21 protein-coding genes are annotated in these 20,482 nt (G+C 61.2%); 9 read left to right on the top strand and 12 right to left on the bottom strand.

Annotated features, from left to right (window positions below; all coding sequences use genetic code 11):
* Positions 1–84 precede the first annotated feature (84 nt).
* The 6 genes from lsrK (at position 85) to SSARUM_RS06540 (ending at position 5,635) form a co-directional block, all read left to right on the top strand.
* Positions 85–1,650: an autoinducer-2 kinase gene (lsrK, locus tag SSARUM_RS06565; protein WP_033637567.1), complete on the top strand. Its 1,566-nt coding sequence runs from the start codon at positions 85–87 to the stop codon at positions 1,648–1,650.
* Between the two features lie 220 nt (positions 1,651–1,870).
* On the top strand, positions 1,871–3,055 hold the full coding sequence (locus tag SSARUM_RS06560; protein WP_033637566.1) for an MFS transporter: 1,185 nt from the start codon (positions 1,871–1,873) through the stop codon (positions 3,053–3,055).
* Positions 3,056–3,114: 59 nt separating this feature from the next.
* Positions 3,115–4,008 (top strand): LysR family transcriptional regulator, encoded by an 894-nt coding sequence (locus tag SSARUM_RS06555; RefSeq protein ID WP_033637565.1) that lies wholly within the window; start codon positions 3,115–3,117, stop codon positions 4,006–4,008.
* Between the two features lie 79 nt (positions 4,009–4,087).
* The gene (yajD, locus tag SSARUM_RS06550) at positions 4,088–4,429 is read left to right on the top strand and encodes an HNH nuclease YajD (protein ID WP_060429722.1); all 342 of its coding nucleotides are present in this window, start codon (positions 4,088–4,090) and stop codon (positions 4,427–4,429) included.
* A gap of 271 nt (positions 4,430–4,700) precedes the next feature.
* Complete coding sequence (locus SSARUM_RS06545) at positions 4,701–5,336, top strand: AAA family ATPase (protein WP_033637564.1); 636 nt, start codon at positions 4,701–4,703, stop codon at positions 5,334–5,336.
* Positions 5,333–5,635: a hypothetical protein gene (locus SSARUM_RS06540; RefSeq protein ID WP_033637563.1), complete on the top strand. Its 303-nt coding sequence runs from the start codon at positions 5,333–5,335 to the stop codon at positions 5,633–5,635. Before SSARUM_RS06545 ends, SSARUM_RS06540 begins: the two co-directional genes overlap by 4 nt.
* 22 nt (positions 5,636–5,657) lie before the next feature.
* Here SSARUM_RS06540 and SSARUM_RS06535 read toward each other — a convergent pair whose 3' ends face one another.
* The 5 genes from SSARUM_RS06535 to SSARUM_RS06515 all read right to left on the bottom strand — a co-directional run bounded on the left by SSARUM_RS06535 (position 5,658) and on the right by SSARUM_RS06515 (position 11,151).
* On the bottom strand, positions 5,658–7,901 hold the full coding sequence (locus tag SSARUM_RS06535; protein ID WP_060429720.1) for a xanthine dehydrogenase family protein molybdopterin-binding subunit: 2,244 nt from the start codon (positions 7,899–7,901) through the stop codon (positions 5,658–5,660).
* Positions 7,902–7,903: 2 nt separating this feature from the next.
* Positions 7,904–8,356 carry a (2Fe-2S)-binding protein gene (locus tag SSARUM_RS06530; RefSeq protein ID WP_041034004.1) on the bottom strand — a complete coding sequence of 151 codons (453 nt, stop codon included), beginning with the start codon at positions 8,354–8,356 and terminating at the stop codon, positions 7,904–7,906.
* A gap of 16 nt (positions 8,357–8,372) precedes the next feature.
* Positions 8,373–9,704 carry a c-type cytochrome gene (locus tag SSARUM_RS06525; protein WP_060429719.1) on the bottom strand — a complete coding sequence of 444 codons (1,332 nt, stop codon included), beginning with the start codon at positions 9,702–9,704 and terminating at the stop codon, positions 8,373–8,375.
* The gene (locus tag SSARUM_RS06520) at positions 9,701–10,225 is read right to left on the bottom strand and encodes a MarR family winged helix-turn-helix transcriptional regulator (protein ID WP_049212833.1); all 525 of its coding nucleotides are present in this window, start codon (positions 10,223–10,225) and stop codon (positions 9,701–9,703) included. Before SSARUM_RS06520 ends, SSARUM_RS06525 begins: the two co-directional genes overlap by 4 nt.
* 170 nt (positions 10,226–10,395) lie before the next feature.
* Positions 10,396–11,151, bottom strand: coding sequence for a CDP-diacylglycerol diphosphatase (locus SSARUM_RS06515; RefSeq protein ID WP_033647034.1), 756 nt, complete (start codon positions 11,149–11,151; stop codon positions 10,396–10,398).
* A 236-nt stretch (positions 11,152–11,387) separates the two neighbouring features.
* Here SSARUM_RS06515 and SSARUM_RS06510 point away from each other — a divergent pair, with 236 nt between their 5' ends.
* Positions 11,388–12,188, top strand: coding sequence for an alpha/beta fold hydrolase (locus SSARUM_RS06510; RefSeq protein ID WP_080281276.1), 801 nt, complete (start codon positions 11,388–11,390; stop codon positions 12,186–12,188).
* A gap of 28 nt (positions 12,189–12,216) precedes the next feature.
* Here SSARUM_RS06510 and SSARUM_RS06505 read toward each other — a convergent pair whose 3' ends face one another.
* The 5 genes from SSARUM_RS06505 to SSARUM_RS06485 all read right to left on the bottom strand — a co-directional run bounded on the left by SSARUM_RS06505 (position 12,217) and on the right by SSARUM_RS06485 (position 16,333).
* Positions 12,217–12,942: a substrate-binding domain-containing protein gene (locus SSARUM_RS06505; RefSeq protein ID WP_079656313.1), complete on the bottom strand. Its 726-nt coding sequence runs from the start codon at positions 12,940–12,942 to the stop codon at positions 12,217–12,219.
* Positions 12,935–13,714 carry an ABC transporter ATP-binding protein gene (locus tag SSARUM_RS06500; protein ID WP_033647038.1) on the bottom strand — a complete coding sequence of 260 codons (780 nt, stop codon included), beginning with the start codon at positions 13,712–13,714 and terminating at the stop codon, positions 12,935–12,937. Before SSARUM_RS06500 ends, SSARUM_RS06505 begins: the two co-directional genes overlap by 8 nt.
* A complete protein-coding gene (locus tag SSARUM_RS06495; RefSeq protein WP_033647040.1) occupies positions 13,707–14,708 on the bottom strand; it encodes a FecCD family ABC transporter permease in 1,002 nt (333 codons plus the stop codon). Before SSARUM_RS06495 ends, SSARUM_RS06500 begins: the two co-directional genes overlap by 8 nt.
* A complete protein-coding gene (locus SSARUM_RS06490) occupies positions 14,705–15,754 on the bottom strand; it encodes an ABC transporter substrate-binding protein (RefSeq protein ID WP_033647041.1) in 1,050 nt (349 codons plus the stop codon). The genes SSARUM_RS06495 and SSARUM_RS06490 overlap by 4 nt, the downstream gene beginning before the upstream one ends.
* Before the next feature lie 186 nt (positions 15,755–15,940).
* Entirely contained in the window at positions 15,941–16,333 is a 393-nt protein-coding gene (locus tag SSARUM_RS06485; protein ID WP_033647042.1) for a hypothetical protein, read from the bottom strand.
* Between the two features lie 410 nt (positions 16,334–16,743).
* Between SSARUM_RS06485 and SSARUM_RS06480 the strand changes: the two genes are divergently transcribed.
* The gene (locus tag SSARUM_RS06480; protein WP_060418503.1) at positions 16,744–17,034 is read left to right on the top strand and encodes a methyltransferase dimerization domain-containing protein; all 291 of its coding nucleotides are present in this window, start codon (positions 16,744–16,746) and stop codon (positions 17,032–17,034) included.
* Positions 17,034–17,171 carry a hypothetical protein gene (locus tag SSARUM_RS06475; RefSeq protein WP_223181940.1) on the top strand — a complete coding sequence of 46 codons (138 nt, stop codon included), beginning with the start codon at positions 17,034–17,036 and terminating at the stop codon, positions 17,169–17,171. Before SSARUM_RS06480 ends, SSARUM_RS06475 begins: the two co-directional genes overlap by 1 nt.
* Here the strand turns inward: SSARUM_RS06475 and SSARUM_RS06470 are convergent.
* Both SSARUM_RS06470 and bglX read right to left on the bottom strand, forming a co-directional pair.
* On the bottom strand, positions 17,168–18,091 hold the full coding sequence (locus SSARUM_RS06470; RefSeq protein WP_060429717.1) for a DUF7916 family protein: 924 nt from the start codon (positions 18,089–18,091) through the stop codon (positions 17,168–17,170). The two genes, SSARUM_RS06475 and SSARUM_RS06470, sit on opposite strands and share 4 nt — an antisense overlap.
* A gap of 76 nt (positions 18,092–18,167) precedes the next feature.
* The gene (gene bglX / locus SSARUM_RS06465) at positions 18,168–20,465 is read right to left on the bottom strand and encodes a beta-glucosidase BglX (RefSeq protein ID WP_060429715.1); all 2,298 of its coding nucleotides are present in this window, start codon (positions 20,463–20,465) and stop codon (positions 18,168–18,170) included.
* Positions 20,466–20,482: the final 17 nt, after the last annotated feature.

Genomic DNA, 20,482 nt, shown 5'->3' with positions numbered 1-20,482 from the left:
CGCACCGGCGACGCCCACTCCTCCCCCGGCGGGGTATGGCGGCGGCATCTATAGTTAACACTCCTCCCCCTGAGAGCATAGGCTATGGATAACTACTTGATGGCGCTGGACGCAGGAACGGGCAGTATTCGCGCGGTGATCTTCGATCTGGCGGGCAATCAGATCGCGCACGGCCAGGCGGAGTGGCAACACCTGGCGGTGCCGGGCGTGCCCGGCTCGATGGAGTTTGACCTCAGCCGCAACTGGCAGCTGGCCTGCCAGTGCATTCGCCAGGCCTTGCAGCGCGCCGGGCTGACGGCGCAGGCGATACGCGCGGTGGCCTGCTGCTCGATGCGTGAAGGCATCGTTCTGTACGACCGCAACGGCGTGCCGATCTGGGCCTGCGCCAACGTCGACGCGCGCGCCAGCCACGAAGTCAGCGAGCTGAAAGAGTTGCATAACCACGGCTTCGAACGCGAGGTGTATCAATACTCCGGCCAGACGCTGGCGCTGAGTGCCATGCCGCGTCTGCTGTGGCTGGCGCACCATCGGCCGGACATCTACCGCCAGGCGGCGACGCTGACCATGATCAGCGACTGGCTGGCCAACATGCTCAGCGGCGAGCTGGCGGTCGATCCTTCCAACGCCGGCACCACCGGCATGCTGGATCTGACCAGCCGCGACTGGCGGCCGGCGCTGCTCGACATGGCCGGGCTGCGCGCCGATATTCTGTCGCCGGTGAAAGAGACCGGCAGCGTGCTGGGGCGCGTCACCGAACAGGCGGCGCAGGAGAGCGGGCTGCTGCGCGGCACCCCGGTGGTGATGGGCGGCGGCGACGTGCAGCTCGGCAGCCTGGGGCTTGGCATCGTGCGCGCCGGGCAGACGGCGGTGCTCGGCGGCACCTTCTGGCAGCAGATCGTCAACCTGCCGGAGCCGGCCATCGATCCGGAGATGAACATCCGCATCAATCCCCACGTCATTCCCGGCATGGCGCAGGCGGAATCCATCAGCTTCTTTACCGGCCTGACCATGCGCTGGTTCCGCGACGCCTTCTGCGCGGAGGAAAAATTGCTGGCGGAGCGGCTGGGGGTCGATGCCTACAGCCTGCTGGAAGAGATGGCGGCCAGGGTACCGCCGGGCGCCTACGGCGTGATGCCGATTTTCTCCGACGCCATGCATTTCAAAACCTGGTATCACGCGGCGCCGTCGTTCATCAATATGTCGATCGACCCGGAGCGCTGCAATAAACAGACGCTGTTCCGCGCGCTGGAGGAGAACGCCGCCATCGTCTCCGCCTGCAACCTGGAGCAGATCGCCGCCTTCTCCGGCGTGCAGGCGCGCTCGCTGGTGTTCGCCGGCGGCGGCGCCAAGGGCAAGCTGTGGAGCCAGATCCTCAGCGACGTCACCGGGTTGACGGTGCGGGTGCCGGTGGTGAAAGAAGCCACCGCGCTGGGCTGCGCGATCGCCGCCGGCGTCGGCGCCGGGCTGTTCGAGTCGCTGGCCGAAACCGGCGAACGCCTGGTGCGCTGGGAGCGCGAGCATCAACCCGACATGACCCACCATGCGCTGTATCAGGAACAGAAAGAAACCTGGCGGCAGGTTTACGCCGATCAGCTGACGCTGGTGGATAACGGCCTGACCACCTCGCTGTGGAAAGCGCCGGGGCTTTAAACGCAAGCGGCATTCGGTCATAACCTTATGCCGTTTTATTCCTTACCCCGCAGCGCGGCGCAAGCCGCGTTTTCACTCGCCGCCGGCGATTGTTTCCCCTCAGAAACAGTGTAACCACCGCAAACGGATTTATCCGCGGCTTCGGCCTGCCGTAGATTGTGACTTCGGTCACACCGCGCCCCGAGCGCGGCCTGCGCATTCACCCAAGACGAGCGGCATTATGCTGAATAATAAAGATAAACCTGCATCATCCCCGTGGCCGGCGATCTTCTCGCTGACGGTCGCCTGTTTTGTCATGGTCACCACCGAGTTTCTGCCGATCGGCCTGCTGACCAACATCGCCCCTTCGCTCGGCGTCAGCACCGGCACCGCCGGGCTGATGGTCACCATGCCCGGCATCGTGGCGGCGGTGGCCGCACCGGTGTTGAGCCTGGCTTCCGGCCGGCTGGACAGACGCCTGCTGATGCTGGGACTGTCGTTGCTGCTGATGGTGTCCAACCTGGTGGCGGCGCTGGCCGTCAACTTCCCGATGATGCTGCTGGGCCGCGTGCTGCTGGGCGTCTGCGTCGGCGGCTTCTGGTCGTTCGCCGCCAACTACGGCCGCCATCTGGTGCCGGAAGCCAGCCAGGGCCGCGCCACCGCGCTGATCCTCAGCGGCATCTCGGTCGGCGCGGTGTGCGGCGTGCCGGCGGGGGCGCTGATCGGCGATCTGTTCGGTTGGCGCGCCGCCTTCTTCGGCGGTGCGGCGCTGGCGGTCGGCGTACTGTTGGCGCAGCTGCGTTTACTCACGTCGGTACCGCCTTCCCGGCCGGTTACGCCGCGCGATCTGGTGCTGCCGCTGCGCCTGCCGATGGCGCGCATCGGCCTGATCGCCATCGTGCTGCTGTTCATCGGCCACTTCGCCGCCTATACCTATCTGCGCCCTCTGCTGCAACAGGTGTTCGTGCTCAGCCCATCGGCGATCTCGCTGCAGCTGCTGGCCTATGGCGCCATCGGCCTGCTGGGCACCTTCCTCGGCGAGCGCCTGGCGGAACACAGCCTGCGCGCCACCTTTATCCTGATCGCCGCCATGCTGGCGGGTATTCTGATCGTTTCGCCGCTGCTCAGCGGCCTCGCCGGCGCCACGCTGATGGTGTTGGTCTGGGGGTTGGCGTTCGGCGCCGTGCCGGTATGCGCCACCAACTGGATGTTCGCCGCGGTGCCGCAGGCGCCGGAAGCCGGCCAGGCGCTGCTGGTGTGCGTCATCCAGATCGCACTGGCCTCCGGCGCACTGCTGGGCGGCGAGGTGGTGGACTGGCAGGGCGTCAGCAGCGCCATGCTGTTCGGCGGCGCGCTGATCCTCTCCGCCACGCTGGTGTTCGGCCTCAGCTTGCGCTCCGGCGCAATTGGCGCTAAACAGTGTTAATCATTATCTATCTGCAGAAACATGCCCCGGCCACTGCCGGGGCATGACGTTGGGAACCTATGGACCATCATTTGCTCGCTATCCGGGTATTTAACCGCGTGGTGGAAACCGGCGGTTTTACCCGCGCCGCCGATTCGCTGGGCATGCCGAAAGCGACGGTCACCAAGCTGATCCAGAATCTGGAGGATCACCTGCAGACCAAGCTGTTCCAGCGCACCACCCGCAGCGTGTCGGTCACCCGCGAAGGCGAATGCTATTACCAGAATACGGTGAAATGGCTGGCGGATTTGGAGCAGATGGAGGGCTGTCTGACCGAGTCACAGAATTCTCCGCAGGGCGTGCTGCGCATCGATACCGGCAGCGGCACCGCCCGCCAGCTGCTGTTGCCGGCACTGCCAGGCTTTTTGGAACGCTACCCGCAAATCCAGATCGATCTCAGCATCGGCGATCGCGTTATCGATCTGATCAGCGACAGCGCGGACTGCGTGATTCGCAGCGGCCCGTTGGCCGACTCCAGCCTGATCGCCCGGCGTCTGTTCGATCTGGACTGGGTCAGCTGCGCCACCCCGGCTTATCTGGCGCGCCACGGCGCCCCACGCCACCCGTGCGATCTGGAACAGGGTTTTCCGATGGTGCACTACCGCCATCCGGTCAACGACCGCATCCATCCGCAACGCTATGTCGAACGCGGCAAAGAGATCGCCATTCAACAGCGCTACCCGGTCAGCATTAACGAAGGCAACGCGCTGCTGGCGGCGAGCCTGGCCGGATTGGGCATCATCCAGATCTATCGGTTTATGGCGCAGCCGCACCTCGAGCGCGGCGAGCTGGTCAGCCTGCTGCACGACTGGCAGCCGCCGCCGGAGCAGATGTACGTGGTGTACCCGTCCAATCGCCACCTCAGCGGCAAGCTGCGGGCGTTTATCGACTGGGCAGTGGAGACATTTCGCTAGCAACAGGATGAGCCGCACGTTGTCGCCGTACGCAGTGTGGTATTATTTGCCGCATAGTGATTCACGACGGACGACCACCATGGCCTATATCCCCAAAAACTATGCGAAGCTGGAAACCGGCTATCGCGAAAAAGCGCTGAAACTGTTCCCCTGGGTATGCGGGCGCTGCTCGCGCGAGTTCGTTTATTCCAACCTGCGCGAACTGACGGTGCACCACATCGATCACGATCACAGCAACAACCCCGAAGACGGCAGCAATTGGGAAATGCTGTGCCTGTACTGCCACGACCACGAGCACTCGAAATACACCGAGGCCGATCAATACGGTTCGACGGTGGTGGCCGGTGAAGACGCGCAGAAAGATGTCGGCGTCGCCACCCATAACCCGTTCGCCAACCTGAAGGTGATGATGAAGAAGTAACGCCACCGACAGCTTAATGAGCCACTAACTTATTAAGCTGTTAAATTAACAACTCCCTCTTCCGTTCCGCCACTTCCCAGAGAATTCCTACTTACCCATCCGGGCCATCCAGCGCAAAATAAGCTGCGCAGTTAACGACATACTGGCTTGGCAAGCCGCCGCAGTTGGTGCATATTGTTCGCGAGTTGTTCTTGTTAACCTGTTTGATTATCAACCTAATAAGCACATTAACTTAATAAGTTATCAGCTTAATAACTTGAGAGATGGCAGCATGATTGTTCTGATTGGCTCGCAAAAAGGCGGCGTCGGCAAATCGACGAAAGCGGTGAATATCGCCGGGTATCTGATTCTTAAGCAAGGCAAGACGGCGATCATCGTCGATGCCGACGACCAGAAATCGATCATGACCTGGTACAACGACCGTCAGAACGTCGAGGGGCTGCCGCACATTCCGGTGGTGGCCGCGTCGGGCAAAATCAAGGAAACGCTGCTGGAACTGGATCGCCATTACGACTACGTGATCGTCGACACCGCCGGCCGCGACAGCGCCGAACTGCGCTCCGGGCTGCTGGCCGCCGATCTGTTCCTCTCGCCACTGCGCCCTTCGCAGATGGATCTCGACACCATCGGCTATCTGTCGGAGATGTTCTCCACCGCGCAGGAATACAACGAGAAGGTCAAAGGCTACATCGTGCTGAACATGTGCCCGACCAACATCTTCATCAATGAAGCCAACGAAGCGGCGCAGGTGCTGAGCGAATACCCGGAGTTCACCCTGGTGAGCCACCGCCTGTGCGACCGCAAGATTTACCGCGACGCCTGGGGCGAAGCTATCACCGTGCATGAGGCGAACAACGAAAAGGCGCAGAGCGAAATTGAATGCCTGGTGAAAGAGGTGATCCTGTGAAGAAGCGCACCCCCACCCACCGCATGTCGGAAGACGAATTCATCAACAGCGCCACCTCGCACACGCTGCCGGTCGCGGCGCCCGCGCCGGAAGCCAAACCGGCCGGCCGCAAGCGCACCTATAAGGCGATTTCCGTCAGCCTGACGGACAGCCACATTGAAGCCATCGATGAAGTGATCGTGCAGGCGGCGCGCAGCGGCATCGTGCGCATTACCCGCTCCGACATCATCAAGCTGGCCATCGACGGTTTGGCGGAGAAAAGCGAAGCGCAGCTGCTGGCGCTGCTGAAGAAGCTCTGAGCGCGCGGCAGCCGGCGGGCCGTTACACCGAGGAGAACTCGCGTGGGAACGGCATCGTACGATAGGTTTTGCCGGTGGCCTTATGCAGCGCGCTGGCTATCGCCGGAGCGACCACCGCAGTCGACACTTCTCCGCATCCCTGCGGCGCACGCGCGCTGTCGAGCACCACCACTTCCACTTTGGGCATTTCGGCGATCACCAGCAGCGGATAACGATCGAAATTCCCTTCCACCACGCCGCCCCGTTCAAAGTGCAGTTCGCTGTGCAGACAGGTGGTCAGCGCAAAGCCGATGCCGCCCTCTACGTTGGCGCGCACCAGGTTCGGGTTTATCACCTTGCCGCAGTCAATCGCACATACCGCGCGGAGCACCCGCAGCCGCCCTTCCTGAATGGCGATTTCAACCACCAAACCGACGTAAGTGGTGAAAGCGTTATTGCGGCCGAGCCAAATATTGCACGACATCCCGCGATAAACGCCCGGCGGCGGTTCGCGCTGCCAACCCGCCGCCGCCGCGGTAGCCTCCAGTACGCGCAACGCCTCTGGGTTGCCCTGCAGCAGATACCGCCGATACTGATACTCGTCCCGCTTGGCCTTATGGCTGAGTTCGCTGATAAAGCTTTCCAAAAAGAACAGGCTGGCGACGCTGCCGACGCCACGCAGATAGCTCAGGGAAATCGGCTGTTCGACGATGCCGGCCTCCACCTTCAGATGAGGGATGCGATACGGCGTGCTGTAAACGCACTCCACCATACTTTCATCCCATCCCCCGGCCTCGTGTACCGTTTCGCGCCGCATTTGCCAGAATAGCGACTGCCCGGCATAGCGCGCCCACAGCGCCTGCGGGTAGCCGTTTTCATCCAGCAACGCCCGATAATGGCTGATGCAGCCCGGACGATAATATTCATGCCGAATGTCGATCTCACGCGGATAGATCACCTTGACCGGTTTCCCCACCGCCCGGGAGGCGGCGGTAGCATGCATTACGGCATCCGGCAGATATTTGCGCCCAAAGCTGCCCCCCAGGTAGGTCGTATTCACCACCACATCCGTCGGCTTCAGCCCGAACATTTTCGCCAGAACGTTGCGCACCATGTCCTGCCCCTGGAAGGGGCCCCAGGTTTCGATACGGCCCTCTTCATAATGGCTGGTGGCGTTGCATGGCTCCAGGGTGGCATGCGCCACATAAGGCGCGCCGTAACGCGCCTCATGCAAGCGCGAATCTTGTTCAGCGCCACGAATCAACGCCGGCGCCTCGCCGCGATCGACCGCCGACACCAAGGTATCGCCATCCAGCATCGCCAGATTCTCCGCCGCAATCGCGCTACCGGACAGCGCTTGTCCAGCGCCCGGCAGCCAGTCAACCTCCAGCAAATCCGCCGCCTTTTTGGCCTGCCAGTAGCTCGCCGCCACCACGATCACCGTATTGAGCGACATATCGTGATCCAATCCGACCATGTTGTTCATCGACCACTGCCGGGTCAGCACCAGATCCACTACGCCCGGCATGGCCCGGATCTGCCGTTCATTACGCACGGCGACCAGCTTTCCGCTGAGATCGGGCACCATCCAGGGGACGCCGATCAGCATCTCCGGCAGGTCAATATCGATACCGTAAATCGCGCTGCCGTCCACTTTCTCCGGCGTATCGACCCGCAACAGCGGCTTGCCGATGAAACTCTCTTGCTCTTGCGCTTCGCTCTTTAAAGCAGGCTGCGGATCCAACGGCAGCTCGGCGGCATAGCGCACCAAATCGCCATAGGCGACCTTACGCTGCCCGTCCTCCTCAATCACCCAACCTTTCTCCGTACGGCACTGCCGCGGTGAAAGTGCAAGATGTCGCGCACCGGCCCGCAGAAAAAAGTCTCTCGCCTGCGCGCCGGCCAGCCGGGTACGCTGATAAAATTTGGTCATTGAGGTTGAGGCGGCGACAAACTGCGCGAAAGCCTCGCCCCCGGCAACCTGACGGTAGGCATCGCGGCCGGTGACGAACTTCACCGTCACCTGCGCCCAATCGGCATCCATTTCCGCCGCCACCACTTCGGCCAGGCCGGTGTAAATCCCCTGCCCGACCTCACATTGCGACACGCCGATGACGATGCGGCCGCCGCTATCGATCCAGATCCAATCGTTCAATTCATACTGACCGTCGGGCGGCGCCGCATCCTGCGAAACCACGGCCGCCAGGCTGCGCGTCGATATCGGCAGCAGCATGGCGGCCACCGCCAACGCGCTGCCTTTTAGCAAGGTTCTGCGGGTGATCGCCATGCTTAGGGTTCTCCCTTGTCGGCGGCGCGGTGCACCGCCGCGCGGATACGGTGATAAGTGGCGCAGCGGCACAGATTGGTCAGGCCGGTATCTATCTGCCGGTCGTCCGGCTTCGGGTGCTCCGCCAGCAACGCGCTGACCGCCATGATCATGCCCGATTGGCAGTAGCCGCACTGCGGCACATCCTCCGCTATCCAGGCCTGCTGCACCGGATGACTGCGATCGGTGGACAATCCTTCGATAGTGGTCACCTGCCGATCGCGTACCAATTGCAGCGGATAGCAACATGAACGCACTGCCTTACCGTCGACATGCACCGTACAGGCGCCGCAGGCGCCGATACCGCAGCCGAACTTGGTGCCGGTTAACTTAAAATGTTCCCGGATCACCCACAGCAGCGGCGTATCCTGCTCGCCGTTAAATTCGACCGCCTGGCCGTTCAGATTGAACTTCATGCCACTCTCTCCTCGCTCAACGCTTCACCCGACGTTTCACCCACGCCCCGATGACGATCAATGCCAGCAATACCCCGCCCCAAAACACATAAGGCAGTGACGCGATCAACCACGGTTTCTCACCGCCAGCCCGCAGCTGAGCCACTTGCTCCGGCGTTATCCTGACCGCCGGATTGCCGAATTGCTGCAATACGTAATTGCCCAGCTCGGCCAGTTGCCGGTCATCCAGGCTGTCGGCGAATCCCGGCATCCAGGTTTGCAGCGTCTCTCCCTGGCGCTGCACGCCATGCAGCATCACCATGATCAGGTTATTGGCCTGCTCGCTGCCTACGGTGGAATTGTGTGTCAAAGAAGGGAAATGGCCGTCGTAGGCGCCTTCGCCGCCCAGGCGGTGGCAACTGGCGCAGGCAGCGGCATACAGCGCCTGCCCGGCGGCACGGCCTTCACCGCCTCCCTGATAGGCATAGGCCGCTTTCGTTCCTTGCGCGGTGGCGATCGGCGGCGTCTGTTTAAGCCAGTCGGCGATGGCGTCAAGATCGTCGTCGCTCAGGAAACGCAGGCTGTGCTCCACCGCCTCCGCCATGCCGCCGGCCGCCTGGGCTTTATCATTGCGCCCGGTACGCAAATACTGCACCAACTCTTCCCTGCTCCAGCCGCCGATGCCGCTGACAGGATCCGAGGTGATATTCGGCGCGATCCAACCGCCGGCCTCCCCGCCCGCCAGATAGCGATCGTCGCGTTCGGCCATCATCGCGTTGCGCGGGCTGTGACACGCCGAGCAATGCCCCAAAACATCCACCAGATAGCGACCACGCGCTTTTTTCACGTCTTCATCGACGGGCGTTTTTTTCAGAAACAGCCAGTTCCAGCCGTGGATCGCATAACGCCAGGAAAAAGGGAACGCCAGTTGGGTCTCAGGCACCGCGCGATCGACCGGGGCGACGCCGGCCATGAAATAACGATACAGCGCGTGCAGATCGTCATCGCTCAGCCCCCGATAAGCGGTATAGGGCATGGCGGGATACAAGGGTTGGCCGTCTCGCCGGATGCCCTGCGTTAACGCGCGGCGAAACTCTGGCTCACTGTAGTCGCCAATGCCGGTTCCTTTGGCGGGCGTGATATTGCTGGCGATGATATCGCCCATCGGCGAAGCGATGGCATAACCGCCGACGTAGGGGGCGTCCTGTTGGGCGCTGCCGCGGTGACAAGCCGCGCAATCTGCGGCGATCGCCAGGTATTTTCCGCGTGCGATGACCTGTTGGTCATTCTGGCTGGCGAAGACCGGGCAGGAGAAGATCCCCAACGCGATAACGCACAGCTGTTGTGCTCTCCGCCAGCGGCCGTTCACGCTTCACCTTCCGGCTTCATCGCACCTGCTCGCTCCTCCGCCAACAGCGCAAACTCGTCCGGCAATAGATTTTCCTGTTCGAGCATCGCTATCGCGTTATGTTTGATGCCAAACAATACGCGGTAAAAAGCCTCCAGATCGCCGGCCGAAATGCCGTTGAGCAGCTTTTGCCGTGCCTGTTGGCTGGAGTGATCCAACTGCGCCAGCATCTCCTGCCCGGCCGCGGTCATTCTCACGCCTTTAGCGCGCTTATCCTCAGACAGGGCATCGCGAGCGATCAGCCGATTTTTTTCCAAAAACAGCAACGCACGCGACATCGTCGAGACTTCGGCGTTCAAATGCTGCGAAACGTCTTTCAGGGTGCAGCCATCCCCCAAATCGGCAATCGCACTCAGCGCCAGCCAGTGCGGGCGCGTCAGATTGGTCATTTTTACCGACTGGTCCATCGCCGTGCGCCACAGGCGATTGGTCACATCCAGATGGATGCCCAGCGCAGCAGGAAGTTTGCGTGGTTGTGACATACCGGATTGCTCTCGATTATTTATTTGCTTGTGCAAACAAATAATAGATCGGACGTTATGACAGGATCAAGCAGATGTCGCGGAATAAAATAAAATTCAGTTAATACAGAGCGATATATCGCATTTTTACAGATTCGCTCCCCGACAACGCGGGGAGCGATAAGAAAAACTCAGTTCCCCGCCACCGCGCAGTGGTAGTCCTGAATTTCGCCGGCCGAGCCCAGGTTCAGATCGGTCAACTTCAAACGGTTGGCCAACAGCAGCATCTCACCCTGCGGGCTGACCGCCAGCGCCAGGCCATAATTGCCGATGCTGTCGCCCTGCTCGACCACATAGTTGTGCAGCAAACGGAAAGGATCTTCCTGGGTTAAATCGGTGCCCGCCAATTTTCTGGCCAGATATTGGTGGCCGACCAATTTCACCGCCAGCGGGCGCCACTGCTGATCTAATTGCTCCGCCTGTTGCCCCAGCGCGTTATAGATATCCTGACGCAGGCAGGCAACGTGAATATGCAGCTGATCCTGAGAACGGCCATATTTCGAATTGACCGCCAGCGAAAGCCACGCATCTTTTAACGGCTTACCCAACTCGCCGGATATATGTTCGCGGTTATTCCAGGCCTGGGCGAAATAAGGCGGCGCGTGCTCCGTCTGCAATGCCGGGCTCTCGATGCCGCTGACCTTTTCGGTTGGCATCACCAGATCGTGATAGGGGCCTTTGCTGTCCTTAAACAGCACATAACCCTGTGTTAAATCAACCTTTAAGCAGGGCGCCGGATCGTTGTTCTGCTGCTGATTGGGCACGCACTGTTGGCTGACGATTTGCCACAGCGCATTCGGATTACCACGCCCGAAGAACCACCACAGCACCGCCGCCAGCAGCAAAATAACAAGCAAAATAATTAATAGTCTGAAAAGTCTTTTCATCGTGACTCCCTGTTTAGCTATTCCATCTTGAAAGGAGCGCCAGCATAAACCAAGGCGCTTATCGTCACCAGAATATTATCCTTAGCGTTACCTTTCATTGACGTCTTGTTATCAAGAGAAATTAAAAATAAGGATTTACCTAAGTAATTTAAGGTAAATTAATACCGCAGGTTGAATATGAGTGTGATATAAGCAGCCGGACTCTCTTTATATAAGGAACCGATAAGATGCCAACGATGGGCAAATCCCTGCATTATCTCGACGTGGGCTCAGGCTTTCCGTTGCTGCTGGGCCACAGCTATCTGTTCGATCTGAACATGTGGGCACCGCAGTTCGAAGCGCTGGCGAAACGCTACCGCCTGATCGTGCCGGATCTCTGGGGCCACGGCGACTCACCGGCGCTGCCGGCCGGGCGAAACAGCCTGTCGGATATCGCCGCCGATCATTTGGCGCTGATGAATCGCTTGGATATTGAAGAGTTCGGCATCGTCGGCCTGTCCGTCGGCGGCATGTGGGGCGCCGAACTGGCAGCACTGGCGCCTGAGCGGGTCAAGGTGCTGGCGCTGATGGACAGCTATCTGGGCGACGAAACGCCGGAGGCGCGGCAGCGTTATATGGGCATGCTGGCGGCCGTTGAACAGGCCGGCGCCATCACCTCGCCGTTGCTGGAGTATATCGCCGCGCAGTTTTATTCCGACGAAGTACCCGATGCGTTGTCGCAACCATTGTTGGCCCATCTGCAGAGCCTGCCCGCCGCTCGCCTGCGCGAGAGCATCGTCCCGCTGGGCCGGATGATCTTCGGTCGCCCCGACAAGCTGGCGCTGCTGGAAAACATCACCGCCGCCAGCATCGTCATCACCGGCGCGCAGGATAAACCGCGCCCGCCGGCGGAAGGCCAGCGCATGGCCGATCTTCTCGGCTGTCGGCACGTGCTGATCCCCAACGCCGGGCATATCAGCAACAAGGAAAACCCGACGGCGGTCAACGAAATCCTGCTGGCGTTTCTGGCTGAAAACACCACACCGCTGTTCTGGTAACATTCTCCGGGCCGCCAGGCCCGGCGAGTCATTCCGCGCGCCGCATAAACCCGTGTCGGCTCAGGATTTCCTGCCCCTGTTCGCTCAAGATAAATGCGGCTAACCGCTGCGCGCCGTCATCCAACAGGCATAAACCGTAATCCGCCTCGATGTCCAGCGGCGGCGCCAACGGCCGCACCGCCAACGTCGGGTAGGCGGCTAAGGCCGGAGCATAGCTGGCGTAGCCGAGAAAAATATCCGCCTGCCCGCCGGCGATCAGATATTCCGCTGCCAATCGGCCCGCCGGCACCGGGGCAGAATCCCTGCCGCCAACCAACGGCAGCGCCCGGCGGCGCAACGCTTCCCCTTGCCCCGACCAGTATTGCTCACAACGTTCGAAAAGCTGCAGCGCATAATCGCCGGAAGGATCTGCCTCCGGTGTCGAGGTAGCAAGGCGCCAGTGGGGATCGAACAGCACCTGCGGCAGCGGACGTTCGGTTAATGCCGGCACGTTGCGTACCGTCACACAGAGCCGATTGCGCGCAAAAATCTGCACCGCCCCCGCTATCCCAAGATCCGCCAACCTTTGCGGGTGCGCCACGTTGGCCGAGGCGAACAGCTGTGGCCGCTCGCCATTCTCTATCCGCTGGCGCAACAACCCCGCCGGGCCGAATTCCGCCGTGACTTTTTGCCTGGCGCGCCGCTGAAACGCCGACAGCAGCGGCGCAAACGCCAGCCGCAGGCTGCCGGCGGCAAACAGCAGGATATCACTCATCATGTCGCTCCAGTTGGCTGCGATACAGCGGCACCAGCGTCGCGTAGCGGCGGCCCGCCACCGTCAGCGGCACCCGTTCGATCGCCAGCTCGAACAGGGGTGACAGGGATTGCGCCGTTAACACCTCGCGGCAGGCACCGAGCCGGCTGCGCCCTTCCTTGCCCAACAGCAAAGCCCGATCGGCCACCGCGTGAGCATGATTGGGTTGATGCGTAGAGAACACCACCGCCAACTGCTGCTCCCGCGCCAGGCTCGCCATCAGGCTCAACACCCGATCCTGATAATGCAGATCCAGCGCCGAAGTCGGTTCATCCAGGATCAACACCTCGCAGCGCATCGCCAACGCGCGGGCGATCATCACTAATTGACGTTGACCGCCGGATAGGCTGCCAAACTCGCGCTCTGCCAGGTGCTGCAAATCCAACGACTGCAACGCTTCTCTCGCCAGCCGATGGTCCTCGGCTGACGGTGAACGGAACAGGCCGACATGGCGCGCCCGCCCCATCAATACGATATCCAGCACCCGATAGGCGAACGGCGGCGCAAAGTGCTGCGGGACAAAGCCCATCTCACCGTGGCGCTCAATCTCGCCGGATTGCGGCGTCAGGCTGCCTAACAACAGCTGCAGCAGCGTGCTCTTGCCACGCCCATTCGGGCCCAATATCGCCAGCACTTCGCCGCGCCGCAGCTGAATGTCCAGATGTTGGAACAGCGGAGCCCCGCCCGGCCAGGCGAAACTCACGCCCCTGGCGGCCAATAAGGTGTCAGTCATGCCAGCCTCTCACTTGCGCGCGACGCAGCAGCAGCGCGAACAGCGGCGCGCCAATCAGCGCGGTCAGAATGCCCAGCGGGATTTCGCTGCTGCTCAGCGTGCGCGCCAAATCGTCGATCACCAGCATGTACAGGGCCCCCAGGCAAAGTGAAGCCGGCAACAGGCGCCGGTGATCCGGCCCCACCAGCCGCCTCGCCACGTGCGGGATCACCAAGCCGACCCAACCGATGCTGCCGCTGACCGCCACCTGGGCGGCCACGATGGCGGCGCACAGCGTCAAAATCAGCCAGCGGGTGCGCTCAACGTTGATGCCCAATGCACCGGCATCCTCATCACCCAACGACAGCAGATTGATGCGCCAGCGCAGCGCCAACAGCAAGCCGCCGGCCAACAGCAAAGGCACAAACAGCATCAGCAGCTTTTGCCGATCGGCGGTGGCAAAGCTGCCGAGCAGCCAAAACACGATGCTCGGCAGTTTCTCTTCGGTATCCGCCAGATATTGCATCAGGCTGACGCAGGCTGAGAAGAAGCCGCTGAGGATCACTCCCGCCAGTACCAAAGAGAGAATATTGCGCCGCGCAATGGCGCTGGTGAGAGTGAAAATCAGCAGCAGCGCCGCCATGCCGAAAACAAAAGCCGACAGCAGCAGCGCCGCCAATGGCAGGCTGAGCAGGATAGCCAGCGTGCCGCCAAAGGCCGCGCCGGACGACACGCCGATGATATGCGGGTCGACCAGCGGGTTGCGAAAGACGCCTTGCAAAGCCGCGCCGCACAGGGCCAGCGCTGCGCCGGCGCCCATCGCCAACAGCACTCGCGGCACGCGCACAACCAGGATCACCTGGCGTTGGATAGCATCGATGCCGGCATAATGCTGCCCGGTGAACGGCTCCAGCAAAATCATCAGGCTGTGCGTTATTGGCACCTGAAAGCGGCCAACGCCGAGCGAAAACAGCGCGCAGCACAGCGTCAACAATGCCAGCCAGCCCAGCCTCATTGCCCGCTCTGGCAGCAGGTGGCGCGGTAATAACGTTGATAGTAAGCGTCGACCCGCTGCTGCAGATTGATATCGGCAAAACGCTGCGGGTAAAGTTTTTTCGCCATCCACAACTCACCCAACGCCATCGCTTCCGGCATTGGATACCCCCAGGCCTTGGCGTACTCCGGCATCAGGTAGACCCGCTTATTCTTCACCGCGTCGATCGGCTGCCACTGCGGTGACGTCAGGATCTGTTTCACCACCTCCGGGTAGCGCTCCTGCACGAAAATCACCGCCGGATCCCACTTCAGGACATCCTCGATAGAAACCTGTTTAAACCCCTGAATGTCCTTCGCCGCTACGTTGAGCGCACCGGCGTGCCGCATCATCAACCCGGTATATTTGCCGGCGCCGTAGGTGGTGAGATCGGGGTTGGCCATATACACCCGCACCCGCTGATTTTCCGGCAGATCGCGCAGCCGTTCGGCGACCAACGCGCGCTGCTGAATGACGTCCTTAATCAGGGCTTCTGCCTGAGGCTGACGCGACATCACCTCGCCGATCAGGCGAATGCCGTCCTGCAGCCCCAGCGTATAGGCCCGATCCTCATCGCTCAGCTGCGGATTCATTTTACCCGCCTGATCGGCCGCCTCGCGGCGCAGCGAGATAGCCACCACCGGAATGCCCGCCCGTTCGATCTGCGCAATCATCTCCGGCGGCGCATAGTTGGCCACGAACACCACCTGCGGATGCAGGCCGAGCAGGCTCTCGATATTCACCGAAGTCAGATCGCCCGGCATCGGCAGGGTTGCCAACGTCGGCGCCAGCCGCAGGTAGTTTGGCCCCAGCTGCTTTTTCCAACTGCTGAGCACACCGACCACCTGAGGCATCGCATCAAGCTGCACCAACAGGTTCAACGTCTGGTGTTGCAGCACCACCGCGCGGGTGATGCGATCGGGCAGCGTGACCTGGCGATTGAGCTGATCGGTGACCTGGCGATCCGCCTGGGCGGCGGTGGAAAACAAAACAAGCGCCAACAGCAGGCGCGGGAGAAAGTTAAACATGGCAGTGACCGGTTGATTATCGTTGTATAGAAAATAATATAGCGATGTGCATGGCGAAACAATCAGCGGGATCAAACCGGATGCGGGTACTCGGGAGGTAAAACGAGGCGTGAATGCGATCCTGGAAGCGGATCCGCCGGTGTGGCGACGGATCCCATCGGCCCTGTAAGGGCGCGTGAAGAAGACTTACTGACCGATAGACGTCAGCCCCTGGCGGATCCCTTCGTCAGCCTGCTGGCACCATGCCTGCAGCCCCTGCGGCGCTTCTTTTTCCAACGCGACCACTTTGCCGTCGTCGTTCAGCACATTGCCTTCTCGGCCCATCGCTTCGCGCTTGTCGCCGTCGCGGGTGTCGACGCCGCCGGGAATAGCCGCCACGTAGGCCACCATTTTCTTGGCGTTGTCGATGCTGTCGGCTTTCAGGAAACCTTTATCGACACAGTAGGACATCAACCCGGCGGTATTGCGCGTGATGTCATAGACGTTTTTCAATGCGGCAGGATCCATCCCTTCAGCGTTAGCGGTGTTGAACAGGCCCAGAGTCGCGGCAATCATGCCGGTCAGAATGTTTTTTTTCATTGTTAACTCGTTTTAATAATGAATTATTTAATTTTTAATTATTCACAAATACAGTGTGAATATCGGTACGGTATAATGGCGGCCTAGATTAACACAACCCTAATGCATTAATAGCGGTGATTAAGTTAAGCCTCAATAAAATAAAAACGCATGCCGGGGTAATAATCTCCGCCCGCTGTCATTTTTGCACGTTCGGCATTGGCCGCGCTCAATTCATAGTAAAAATAATCTCACCCAGGAATTATTTACAACGGAAGCGTTGGCCTGCGGTCAATTGCGTGCCCCTCTTTGCCAAAACCACCGGCGTGGCATAGCCTGCTAAGATGTGTCATGCCTTAGTGGAAGGGGATTCACATGAATCATGCCGTCCGGCCGCCGCAATGCGACGAAAACCCCTTCTCGATATCACGATGAATTTATATCTCTATCCAGCGGTGCTTATCGCGCATCGCCTGGGCATCTTTGAGTTTATTGCTCTGCCCCCCCGCAACCTGACCGATATATGCGCTCAGGCCAATGTGGAAAGACGCCCGGCGGAAACGTTGATCATGGCGCTATTGGCATTGAAATTGATCGCTAGAGACGGCGAAACATTTCATCTTACGCCGGAAGCGGAACCCTTTTTGTTAAAAAAACCGCATTATTTCGGTTATTTCTGGAACTTGATCAGCAGCCTTTGGCCGCCGCGGGATGCGGCCTGATGATGATGGGATGGACGCAGGGCCGCCAATACTCCGGCAGGGAAATCGGCGACCAGCTGCGCGACGTCGGGCCTGCTCAGGTGCTGCCGTCACTCGGCTATTTCAGCATCGTGACGGCGCAAAAGCCCCAGGCTTAGCGGTTCACCGAGCGCGCCATGCGGCTGTAGGTGTGGCGCACGCCGCGAATCGCCACGCTGTAAGCGAAGATGTTTTCCGGCAGCGCCAGCCCCAGATAGCCGGTATCGCCGATATGGTGCAGATCCGCACCGGCCATTTTGCTCATCAGCGCAATCTGCCGCACGGTCTGCACGTCGGCGCCCTCTTGCGAGGTGCCGATCGCCGTCATCGCCAGCGCGCCTTGCCGCTGGGCAAAGGCGATCAGCGCCGCCACTTTCTCCTGCGACATGCCGGGAATGGTGCCCGGCGCCGGCAACAGCACGATGTCCGCGCCGTTCTCCACGAACAGCGCGATGTCCTGCTCGCCGATCAGCTGGCTGCCGCTTTCGCGCACGATACCGGCGCCGTGCATCTTGCCGGTCACCAGCACCATCTCGTCGCCCACTTCATCGCGAATCGCTTTCAGCACGGCGGCGATCGCCTGATTGCTGACGCCGTTGTTCGGGTTGCCGGTCAGCACCAGCATGCGCGCGCCGAGCTGATACAGCTTGCGGGCATTCTCGGCGGTGGCGGCGCGCCCTGCCGTCATCTGCCAGAAATCGTTATGTTCGGTGGCGAAGGCCGGATCGACGGCCTCCAGGTTCACCCCGATCACCCGTCCGGTCAGCCGCTGCAGCGTGCGCAGCGCCTCCTGCGGCGGCACGTCGGCGGGCAGGCCCGCGATGTGCGGATGGTCGACGTCGAACAGGTTCAGCAGCAGCAGGTCGGCACCCTGGCTGGCCGCCAGTTCGGCGTTGGTGACGTTATTGAGCAGCGGCTGAGTGACCGCGATGGTTTCGCTGACCAAAATGCGCCCTTCGCTGGCGCGGATGGCATAGAGCAGGTCGGCTTTGCCGATATCGGCCAGATCGCTGGCGCTGCAGTCCAGATAGCGTTTCATGAGGCAAGCTCCGATGACGTTAGCGGGAATGAATAGATGCCCCCTCGCTCAGCGCGGTGAACGAGGGGGGACAGGGTTACTTCAGCGTAAAGCTTTGCGCCTGCACGTTGTCGGAGTCCAGGCCGACGAACACGTTGAATTTGCCCGGCTCCGCCCCCCATTTCAGGCTGGCGTTGTAGAACTTCAGATCGTCTTCGCTAATCGGCAGCTCAACCTGCTGCGATTGGCCGGCCTTCAGCGTCACTTTCTTGAAGTTGCGCAGCTCTTTTACCGGCCGGCTGACCGAGGCGGTCACGTCCTGCAGGTACAGCTGCACCACCGTGGCGCCGTCGTACTTGCCGGTATTTTTCAGCGTGACGCTGGCGGTTAGCTTGCCGTTGCGCGCCATCGTCGGGCTGGACAGTTTCAGATCCGACAGGCTGAAAGTGGTGTAGCTCAGGCCGTAACCGAACGGATACAGCGGGCCGTTCGGCGAATCGAAGTAGCGCGAGGTGTACTTGCCCGGATTCTCCTTGCCGAACGGGCGGCCGGTGTTCAGGTGGTTGTAGTACATCGGGATCTGGCCGACCGAGCGCGGGAAGGTCATCGGCAGCTTGCCCGACGGGTTATAGTCGCCGAACAGCACGTCCGCCACTGCGTTGCCGCCCTCGGTGCCGCTGTACCAGGTTTCCAGCATCGCGTCCGCCTGCTCGCTCTCCCAGCTCAGCGCCAGCGGTCGGCCGTTCATCAGCACCAGCACCAGCGGCTTGCCGGTGGCTTTCAGCGCGGCGATCAGATCGCGCTGGCTCTGCGGGATCGTGATGTCGGCGCGGCTGGAGGCCTCATGCGCCATGCCCTGCGATTCGCCCACCACCGCCACCACCACGTCGGCCTTGTTCGCCGCCTGCACCGCTTCGTCGATCATCTGCTGCGGCGAACGGGTGTCGAACGCCACCGCCGGCTCGTACTCGTTCAGGTAGTCGATAATGCCTTTATCCTGCGTGACGTTGGCGCCCTTGGCGTAAAGAATGCGCGCCTTGTCGCCCACCGCCCGCTCCAACCCTTCGCGCAGGGTCACCGACTGCTTGACCACTCCGGCGGCGGACCAGCTGCCCATCACGTCGCGCTGGCTGTCGGCCATCGGCCCGACCAGCGCGATGGTCGCCTGCTTGCTCAGCGGCAGCGTCTGCTTATCGTTCTTCAGCAGCACCATCGTTTTGCGTGCCACCACCCGCGCCTCGGCGCGGTGCAGACGGCTTTCGGCGTTGGTGTCCTGCGGATCGGCACCCGCCGGGCCCAGATGCACGTATGGATTGGTGAACAGCCCCATGTCGTACTTGGTGTTCAGCACGTCGCGGCAGGCGCGGTCGATATCGCTTTCAGCCACCAGCCCGTCTTTCACCAGGCCCGGCAGGTATTTGTCGTAGAACTCGTCGCTCATGCTCATGTCGACGCCGGAGGTGATTGCCAGCCGCACCGCGTCGCGCGCGTCGGCGGCCACACCGTGTTTAATCAGTTCTTTAATTGCGCCGTGGTCGCTGATGGTGATGCCTTTAAAGCCCCACTGGTCGCGCAGCAGATCTTTCAGCAGCCACGGGTTGGCGGTGGCCGGCACGCCGTTGATCGCGTTGAGCGACACCATCACCCCGCCGCTGCCGGCATCCACCGCCGCTTTGTAAGGCGGCAGATAGTCCTGATGCATGCGCAGCGGGCTCATGTCGACGGTGTTGTAATCGCGGCCGCCTTCGACGGCGCCGTACAGCGCAAAGTGCTTGACGCTGGCCATCACCGAACCGGGTTTGGCCGGATCGCCGTTCTGGAAACCGTCGACCATCACCTTGGCGATTTTCGATACCAGCCAGGTGTCTTCGCCGAAGCCTTCGGAGACCCGGCCCCAGCGCGGATCGCGGGTGATATCGACCATCGGCGCGAAGGTCATGTTCAGGCCGTCATCGCTGGCCTCCTGCGCCGCCACCCGGGCGCTGAGCGCGATGGCTTCCAGATCGAAGCTGGCCGCCAGCCCCAGGCTAATCGGGAACACGGTACGCTGACCGTGCACCACGTCATAGGCGAAGAACAACGGGATTTTGAGGCGGCTGAGCTGCATCGCCTGATCCTGCATCACCCGAATGTCCGGCCGGGTAACGGTATTGAAGATGGCGCCGATCTGCCCTTTGCGGATGCCCTCGCGGATCGCTTCTTTCGGGTTATCCGGCCCGACGCTGATCAGCCGCAGCTGGCCGATCTTCTCTTCCAGCGTCATCTGCTTCATCAAATTGGACACGAAGGCGTCGCGCTGCTGGGCGTGCATGCCCTGCGTTATCGGCGTTTCCTGCGCAAAAGCCGGGCAGAGGGCCAGACCGGACAACATACTCACCACACAAAGCCATTTCATCTTGTTTTATCTCAGGC

Source organism: Serratia sarumanii (genome assembly GCF_029962605.1).
GTDB lineage: Bacteria > Pseudomonadota > Gammaproteobacteria > Enterobacterales > Enterobacteriaceae > Serratia > Serratia sarumanii.
The sequence above is the reverse complement of the archived record's forward strand: the minus strand, read 5'-3'. Positions and strand labels throughout refer to the sequence as shown.